The organism is Parabacteroides sp. AF39-10AC (assembly GCF_003635405.1).
In the GTDB taxonomy this organism is placed as follows: domain Bacteria; phylum Bacteroidota; class Bacteroidia; order Bacteroidales; family Tannerellaceae; genus Parabacteroides; species Parabacteroides distasonis.
The window spans coordinates 24,114-32,438 of record NZ_QTLP01000034.1; the positions used below are offsets into that span (position 1 = coordinate 24,114).

The window sequence follows — 8,325 nt, forward strand, 5'->3', positions numbered from 1 at the left end:
CAAATAAAATCACAATGTATTGTGAATATGAAAGAGATAGGAAAGATTATTAAAGAGCGTAGAAAGAGTTTGAAGGTCAATCAGCTGGAACTCTCCGAGCTGGCAGGTGTGGGCATCAATACGTTGGTGGCCATCGAGCGTGGAGAAGGAAATCCTAAATTGGAGACACTGCTTTCCATTCTTGACACGCTTGGGCTTCAAATGACTATCGGATTGAAAAGTTGAATTTAACTGTTAATTGAAATGAGACGATGTGAAGTTTATTTGCACGGTATTAGAGCCGGGATGTTGACAGAAGAGGATAATGGAGAATATACATTCACCTATGATTCTTCTTATTTGGAAAAAGAGGATTATCCATCGGTCAGCTTGACTCTTCCATTACGTGAAGAGCCGTATCGGTCAACGGTCTTATTCCCGTTCTTCTTTAATATGTTGTCGGAAGGTGAAAACCGGAAACTGCAATCCCAATTGTTGCACATCGATGCCGAAGATGACTTTGGCATACTGCTGGCCACAGCCCGCTATGATACCATAGGTGCCGTAACCACTAACCCTGTATTGCCATGATGACTTTGACGGTTTGTCCTTCGACATTGGCCGAGGGATTCGATACTTATTCTCTTGCCGCACGAAAAAAAATGTTTGACGATAAAGCGGTGTCTCATTATCTGAGAGTGCCAAGCCCTTCGACAAACAGTGAAGAAGCCAATGAAGCCATACGGAATGCAAAGCGCATCTCATTGTCGGGCGTACAGCCCAAGTATTCGGTCATTGTTGATGAACAAGAATCGTATCTTCGTTATACACAGGAAGGCGAGCAGGGAGCATATATATTAAAGCCGTGTCCCAGCAGTTACCATATACTGAACCGGGATTATTGCGCTGCCAATGAGCATTTGACCATGCAAATTGCGGCACAAGTATATGGAATAGAGACGGCGGCCAACAGGCTTTGCTTTTTCAGTAATGATGAAGCCGCTTATTTGACACGGCGATTTGATGTTCATGACGGGAGAAAATATCAGCAGGAAGATTTTGCGGCATTGATGGGATATACGAAAGCGAATGGAGGGAGTGACTATAAATATTGCAATGGCAGCTATGAAGAGTGTGCGGAGGTAATACAGAAATATGTAAAAGCTGCCCGGATTGATTTGCTTCGTTTCTTCAGGCTGATTGTATTTAACTTCATCTCTTTGAATGACGATGCGCATCTGAAGAATTTCTCTCTGATTAATAGAGGAAACGAATATCGGCTTTCTCCCGCGTATGACTTGATAAACACCTCATTGCATTTGACTGAACCCCGAATATTCGCTCTTGATAAAGGATTGTTTAAAGAAGGAATGAATTTGGGTGATACCCATCAGGTAGGGCGGAAGGATTTCGAGGAATTTGGACGACGCATAGGGCTGGGCGGTAAATTGATAAAGCGTGAGCTTGATGAGTTTGTCAAAGAGAAATCATTGGTGCAAGTATTGATAGACCGTTCCTTTTTATCGGAAGAACTGAAAAAGCAATAATAGGATGTCTATGGGGTACAGGTGTAAGACGCTTTCTTTCTGATGAAGGGCGGATAAAGCATTCTTCAGGAAAGTACTTCTTCTTTTCCCATGCCGGTCATACCGTTAGAACTGATTGATAAGTATGATGCGTATGTTGGCCGGTATGTCTATCTTTGTGGCAATGAAAACAGAGAGAGGATTGATTTACGCCTTGTTTTCCGGGACGGAAAGGAGATTGGCACGGATGATCTGAATCTGTATTATAATTGACGTGACGGCCTGAATGTCCCCCGGATGAATGTTCGGGGGATTTTTTTTCTTTTGGGCGTTCCCGTGGGACGGTCGGGCTTTACGTTTCAAGTCCTCGCCTAAAGGCTGTGGGCTTTACTCTGCAATCCCTAACGCATGGCTGAAAAGTCCTCTTGCCGGTGTTCTTCTTCATACAGCCTCATGCGTTCTTGTAATGCTTCTTTTAAATTGTCGCTTTTTTTCAGTCCGAGTTTGGCACGTATGTTCGCTCGTTGGCTGGTTATGTTTCCGCTACTCCGATGTAATAATTCGCATATTTGGCTGACGGTCTTGTCTTGCAGTATTAAACGGCAGATGTTTAATTCGGACGGGGATAAATAGGGATATATTCTCCTGATCGTATCAAGTTTACTTTTTTCCTTTTTCTGGTGTGCGGCAAGGGCTGTAAAAAGATTTTCTTTGGATTGTTCCCCTATTATGCTTAACAGGGAGTTTGTCTTTTCTTCCGGGTTATTCTCGCTTAACAACTCGGCGAACGCGAATAGTTCTTCCCTTTTCATTTGGAGACGTTTCAAAAGCATTTCCTCTTCCTCTTTTAGCAAGTTGCTACTTTTTAGCAAGCTGCTGATATTACTGTGTAAGGATCTTCCTAATAAGGGGATCATGGTGTATATGATGATGACCAAAGGCAGATAACTGTATAGGAACGGTTCGTCGGTGATAAGTGTGCAGATTGTATAGGAAGCTATGGTAAGGGAGGACAATAGGATGGAGATATTACTCATATAGGCACAGATGGAAAGCATGGTAAATAAGAGAGAGATAGTAATGTTACTCATTATCAATGCTCTTTGATAACTATATTCATATCCGCTACATATTGAGCAATAAATTATCTCGATAAAAATCTCGATATGTATGGCTATCAGTATAATGGAAAAGGTCGTGGTCAGATTTACTCTCTTTTTAAAATAAGCGAGAGTGCACATAATGATAAACAGGAATAATACGCTGTTAATATAATAAAACTGTTCATTGGGAAATGGAACTGAATATATGTATATGGGTGCGCATAAGGCCAGCATGAGCAGGGATAGATGAAAGACACGTTTTTGTTGATACGTTATTATCATTTCTCTTTCTTTTTTGTCGTAAGTTTGAGTTTTTATTGAGCTTAGAAAAGTAGTGGCTTTTGTGCTGATTTTCATGTGTTTTATTGTTTTAAGTGTTATTAAGTATAATGTTTCCTGCAAAAATAACTGTTTTTTTTTTTTTTTTTGTATGTTTAAGTACTTTTCTTTATGATGTTAAGTGTTTTTAATTGTTGTGTAAGCGTGATTGGCTGCTGTGGTAAGTGTTGTAGCTGTTGTGTGGTTGTCTTTTTAAGTATTTATAAGTTTAAAATACTTGTTTTTTGCTTTGGAGGTTGGTTTATAGGTGTGTATTTTGCGGTCGAAATTCAAGGGGTGTAAAAGCCTGGGTTGGGATTGTCATATTAACAAACGATTAAATGACGAAAAGATGTTTTTTTTATATTAAATGTGTATTGTTCGTGCTCGTGTTGAGTATAAGCGGAGAAATATCCGCTCAGGAGAAGCGTGATTCGGTAAGGATCTATTTTCATCAAGGAAAGGTAAATATAGATACATGTTTACTTGACAATGGGAACGAGATGGAGCGGTTTGCTAAAATCTGTTCCGCATTGAACGACTCCGTCCGTCTTATCAGGAAAATTCAAATAATAGGAGGAGCTTCCCCGGAAGGAGGGGGGCTGTTGAATGGAAGGCTGTCTGAAAAACGAGCAGAGGTTTTGTGGCGGTATATATCACCTTATATAAAGATTCCGGTATTGGAGAGGGATTTTCATTTTTCGGGAAGCGACTGGAACGGACTTATAACGATGGTGAGAGCGGATGTGAATGTTCCGGAGAGGGAGGATGTCCTTCGTTTGTTGGAGAAGATCGTCCGTTTGGAAAACCAGGACAGCCCTTATTGGGGGGGAGAACTGAAAAGACTGAAAGGGGGGAGGCCATACTCATATTTGTATAAATTCCATTTTCCGAAACTTCGTTCGTCGATGGTGAAAATATGCTATGATAGTGATCCGATAAATCCCGTCAGAGATACGGTATATATACATACACGTGATACGTTGTGCATCCGTGATACCGTTACCGTCATAGCTCCGGTAAAGAAACGGCCGTTTTGCATGGCGGTGAAAACAAACTTGCTTTATGACGCTGTTTTGATACCTGACATCGGGGTTGAGTTCTGTTTGGGGAAGAACTGGTCTGTGGCCGGGAATTGGATGTATGCCTGGTGGAAAAGTGATCGGAAGCATAATTATTGGCGTATCTATGGGGGAGATGTGGAGTTGCGCCGCTGGTTCGGTCGGAGAGCGGTGGAAAAACCGTTTTCCGGGCATCATGTCGGATTGTACGGGCAGATCGTCACCTATGATTTCGAATTGGGTGGGAAAGGTTACTTGGGGGATAAATGGAGTTACGGGGGAGGCGTGGCTTACGGCTACTCGTTACCTGTGGGACATCGGTTCAATGTGGATTTCACGTTGGGAATCGGCTACCTTGGAGGATCGTACAAGGAGTACATCCCTTTGGACGGTCACTATGTATGGCAGACCACTAAAAACCGCCGCTGGTTCGGCCCGACCAAGGCGGGTATCTCTTTGGTGTGGTTGATCGGGCGGGGGAATTATAGCCGGAAGAAAGGAGGCAGGCAGTGATACGGATACGCTTTAGTCTGGTGTTCATATTTTTATGGATAGGACTGACGGCTTGTGAGCATAAGGATTTATGTTACGATCATCCGCACTTTGCCACGGTGCGGGTAATATTCGACTGGACCAAGATTTCCAATCATGACAAGCCTGAAGGCATGAGGGTCGTATTTTATCCGACCGATGATGAAAGCAACACGTGGATATTTGATTTCCCCGGAGGAGAGGATGGGGAAGTGGAGCTCCCCGAGAATGATTACCGGGTAATTTGCTTCAACTACGATACCGACGGGATGGTTTGGAAAGAAAACGGCAGTTACACGCTTTTTACTGCCGATACGCGTGATGTTCGGTCGCCGGATAACCGGACAATGGCCGTCACCCCACCCTGGCTGTGTGGCGACCATATAGACAGAGTTATCCTCAAGGACATTCCGGGAGGAAGCGCGGAGATAGTACGGCTAACTCCCGTAAACATGGTATGTCACTACACGTATGAGGTGAACGGTCTTCGGGGACTGGATAGGGTGGCGGATTTGCGGGCCGCTCTTTCCGGCATGTCCGGCTCGCTTAACATGTCCGGCGACAGTTTGCCCGCCGGTCTTTCGGAGAGCCTGCTCTTTGATGGAATGGTTTCACGGAATCAGATTATAGGCGGATTCTATACGTTTGGACATTCCGCACTTGAAGGAGAGCCCAATGTTTTCCGGCTGTATCTCAAGAACCGTTCCGGCAGCATGTCTGTATTGGAACAGGACGTGAGCGACCAAGTGCATGATGTCCCGGTAGCGGGGCATATCGGTGATGTGCATCTGGTGTTGAATTTTGATTATGAGGTACCATCCGAGCCGGGAAATGGCGGTCCGGGATTTGATGTGGACGTTGATGATTGGGATGATGTGAATGTGGATATAGTGTTGTAAACGGATATTTGAGTTTTCAGTGCGGATTGGATGCCGGGTAAACGCTATGTCAACTATTAAGTAATCGAGTTTATTAATTATATGTATCAATTTGATTTGTTTTTATTTATGAAAAAAAGTACAGTAATGCTTTGGGCAATCTTTGGAGCGCTACTCATGGGTTGCTCAGACGAGGAGATTGCGAATGTGGAAACCTCCTCGCGGAATGCGATTGGTTTTAACGTGTTAAGTAATGCGGCGGAAACGAGGGCTACCCCTACTACCCCCTCCAACTTGACGAGCACCGATTTCGACGTGTTCGCTTTTACGGCGGATGGTACTGCCTTCATGGGAAAGGTCGACACGGAATATGGACATGACGGAGTGAATATCGTGTACAAAGATAATAAGTGGGATTATAAAAATGCGAACGACCTTCGTTATTGGCCTTCCGAGGCTTTGGACTTTTACGCGTTCAATCCCGGAACGGTTAGTGAAGACATGTTGGCGTTTTATAGGTGGGAAGCCTCCGGGACTTCTCAAAAGATAAGTTATACCTGCATCGATGAGTATGGAGCCGGTACTCATGCAAACTACGACGTGATGTATGCCATAGCCAAAGACCAGACAAAAGACTCAAACAACGGAAAAGTGAAATTTAAATTCAAACATATTCTGTCTCAGGTCGTATTCAAAGCAAAGACCCAATACGCTAACATGCGGGTGGACATCCGTGACATCAAGATTCATAATATCAGATTTTCCGGCGTCTTCACATTGCCTGCGGCAGCCGATGGAACGGGAAGTTGGAGTTCGCCTGATTTAACATTTCCACACGCATTTACCGTAGTGAAAGACAAATCCATCACGGTCGAAGGTAATACCACAGCTACCGATATTTCCACAAGTTCTCCTATGCTGAATATACCACAGGAGCTGACTGCTTGGACTGTTTCCGGAGCCAGCAAAACCAAGAAGGGTGCCGACGATGCGAAGCAATGTTATCTGGAGATCTCCTGCAAAATCCAGCAGTCCGGAGTTTATCTGTTGGGTTCAGCAAGTGAATACAAAATAATTTATGTTCCGTTCGGAATTATATGGGAACCGGGCAAGCGTCATATCTACACGTTGATTTTCGGTGGTGGTTATACTGATCAGGGAAAGGCTGTGTTGAATCCGATCCAGTTTGATGCAGAGACAACAGGCTGGGTTGATGTAGATAATAAAGACGTAAACGTCAAACCTTAATCCAAACGTTTATTAATATCGTACCCGTTGGCAGGTTAAACATACGCAAGATTAACCCTGCCAACGGGTTTTTTATTGCTTTTATCATCTGTAATTTATGTGTAGGGTTGCTTTTTGCGTACCTTTTTCCTGGAGAATTTCTTTTGTGGAGTGTTTGCCCTGTATATTCCCGATACGCTGTTATAGCAGGGAACTGTTTTTATCCAAGTAGTCAGATATAGCCTCTTGCAATACCGATTTTAGCGAATCGCCTTTGCGGATCGCGATCAGCTTTAAGTTCTGGTGATAGGTTTCGTCCATGACAAAATTACAATGCACGGTTTTCGCTTTCTTCGGCTTTTGAGCCTCTTTTTGCCCGGCCGTGGATTGGATCAGGCTGTCTAATCCCCCGGTCAGCCCGGCCGACATACTGTTTTTTAAATCGTTCTTCTTTGCCATATGGTTACTTTATTTCTGTTAGCAGTTCGTTACATACCTTTTCGTAGTCCTCTGCCCCGGCAGATTTGGGGGCATAGTGAAAAATATCCTGCCCTTGTGTCGGGGCTTCGGCCAGCGTAATGGCGTTGCGTATATGGGTGCTGAACACTTTGCCCTGGAATGTTTCCTGTACCAGTTCCGAAACGCTCTTGTTCAGGTTCTTTCTTCCGTCGTACTGGGTTATCAGAACCCCGGCTATCGAAAGATCCGAGTTCAAACGTTGCTGCACCTTGTGGACGACCTGCATAAGTTTGGCCATTCCACGCATTGCCAGGAATTGAGCCTGAACCGGGATAATCAACCGATCCGAGGCCGTCAGTGCGTTAAGCGTGAGCAGCGACAGCGAGGGGGGACAGTCGATCAGGATATAATCGAATTTCTCCTTTTGGCCCTTGATAAGGTGGGCTAAGATAAGCTCCCGTCCGGCCTCGTTGATTAACTCCGTTTCAACGGCCGAGAGATCCAGGCAGGAGGGAACGACGCTAAGACCGTCCTTATGCTCGTAGATCGGCAGGTCGTATTCGCCTTTCATCGCGCCGTAGATCGTTTGGGGAAGCTCCGCGGAGAAGCCCAGCGATTCGGTCAGGTTGGCCTGCCCGTCAAGGTCGATCAAAAGAACCTTGTACCCTTTTTGACGTAACGCGCCGCCCAGGTTGATCGTGGTTGTGGTCTTTCCTACTCCCCCCTTGTGATTCAATACGGAGATTACTTTTGCTTTGCTCATAAATTCAGTTTTTTAAATGGTTGTCATGTCCGCAAATATAGTTAAAATACTAATATACTAAAATACTAAAAGTAGTATTTCTCGTTTTTTGCGTGTTTTTTGTACCGATCGGGGAAGCGTACCGAAATAAATCCTGTTTCCGTCTTTCGGTACGTTTTGTTTCTGTACCGGAATTAATCAAAGATTAGAATAACCATAAATGTTTTTATACGTTAATCATACGTATGTATATATGTATATATTTGTTTTTGAGTATCTTTGTGTGCTATGAATAAAAAATAAAAGACATGAGCACTTATTCGTATAAAAATCCGAAGTTTATAAATTCCCCTAAAGGGGTGGTTGAAGTTGTAGAAGTGATTTATGACGGCAAAGATGATCCGGCCTATTCACTGGCTATTATTAAATGGGAAAATACCTATAAATTAGGTATTCGTTGGAACATCGCTTATAGTGAATGGGACGATTACCGCAAACAGA

At 43.9% G+C, this 8,325-nt stretch carries 9 protein-coding genes and 1 pseudogene; 7 read left to right on the top strand and 3 right to left on the bottom strand.

Annotated elements, in window-relative coordinates; translation table 11 throughout:
• The first annotated feature begins 27 nt into the window (after positions 1 to 27).
• The 3 genes from DW033_RS21765 to DW033_RS21775 are packed head-to-tail and all read left to right on the top strand — an operon-like array spanning position 28 to position 1,526.
• On the top strand, positions 28 to 225 hold the full coding sequence (locus tag DW033_RS21765; RefSeq protein ID WP_010185730.1) for a helix-turn-helix domain-containing protein: 198 nt from the start codon (positions 28 to 30) through the stop codon (positions 223 to 225).
• A gap of 18 nt (positions 226 to 243) precedes the next feature.
• Positions 244 to 570: a HipA N-terminal domain-containing protein gene (locus tag DW033_RS21770; RefSeq protein WP_122383139.1), complete on the top strand. Its 327-nt coding sequence runs from the start codon at positions 244 to 246 to the stop codon at positions 568 to 570.
• The gene (locus tag DW033_RS21775) at positions 567 to 1,526 is read left to right on the top strand and encodes a HipA domain-containing protein (RefSeq protein WP_122383140.1); all 960 of its coding nucleotides are present in this window, start codon (positions 567 to 569) and stop codon (positions 1,524 to 1,526) included. The genes DW033_RS21770 and DW033_RS21775 overlap by 4 nt, the downstream gene beginning before the upstream one ends.
• A gap of 380 nt (positions 1,527 to 1,906) precedes the next feature.
• Here the strand turns inward: DW033_RS21775 and DW033_RS21780 are convergent, their stop codons facing one another.
• Positions 1,907 to 2,965: a LuxR C-terminal-related transcriptional regulator gene (locus DW033_RS21780; RefSeq protein ID WP_122383141.1), complete on the bottom strand. Its 1,059-nt coding sequence runs from the start codon at positions 2,963 to 2,965 to the stop codon at positions 1,907 to 1,909.
• A gap of 302 nt (positions 2,966 to 3,267) precedes the next feature.
• Between DW033_RS21780 and DW033_RS21785 the strand changes: the two genes are divergently transcribed.
• From DW033_RS21785 to DW033_RS21795, 3 genes are all read left to right on the top strand, one after another.
• Positions 3,268 to 4,500 carry a DUF3575 domain-containing protein gene (locus DW033_RS21785; RefSeq protein ID WP_117853909.1) on the top strand — a complete coding sequence of 411 codons (1,233 nt, stop codon included), beginning with the start codon at positions 3,268 to 3,270 and terminating at the stop codon, positions 4,498 to 4,500.
• On the top strand, positions 4,497 to 5,417 hold the full coding sequence (locus DW033_RS21790; protein WP_009276884.1) for a DUF5119 domain-containing protein: 921 nt from the start codon (positions 4,497 to 4,499) through the stop codon (positions 5,415 to 5,417). The genes DW033_RS21785 and DW033_RS21790 overlap by 4 nt, the downstream gene beginning before the upstream one ends.
• Before the next feature lie 108 nt (positions 5,418 to 5,525).
• The gene (locus DW033_RS21795; RefSeq protein WP_199712381.1) at positions 5,526 to 6,644 is read left to right on the top strand and encodes a fimbrillin family protein; all 1,119 of its coding nucleotides are present in this window, start codon (positions 5,526 to 5,528) and stop codon (positions 6,642 to 6,644) included.
• Between the two features lie 180 nt (positions 6,645 to 6,824).
• On the opposite strand, the gene DW033_RS21800 is transcribed toward DW033_RS21795, so the two are convergent.
• Both DW033_RS21800 and DW033_RS21805 read right to left on the bottom strand, forming a co-directional pair.
• Positions 6,825 to 7,082, bottom strand: coding sequence for a hypothetical protein (locus DW033_RS21800; RefSeq protein WP_005648607.1), 258 nt, complete (start codon positions 7,080 to 7,082; stop codon positions 6,825 to 6,827).
• A gap of 4 nt (positions 7,083 to 7,086) precedes the next feature.
• Positions 7,087 to 7,845: a ParA family protein gene (locus DW033_RS21805; RefSeq protein ID WP_005868802.1), complete on the bottom strand. Its 759-nt coding sequence runs from the start codon at positions 7,843 to 7,845 to the stop codon at positions 7,087 to 7,089.
• A gap of 287 nt (positions 7,846 to 8,132) precedes the next feature.
• Here DW033_RS21805 and DW033_RS21810 point away from each other — a divergent pair.
• Positions 8,133 to 8,325, top strand: a pseudogene (locus tag DW033_RS21810) (hypothetical protein); the annotation flags it as partial.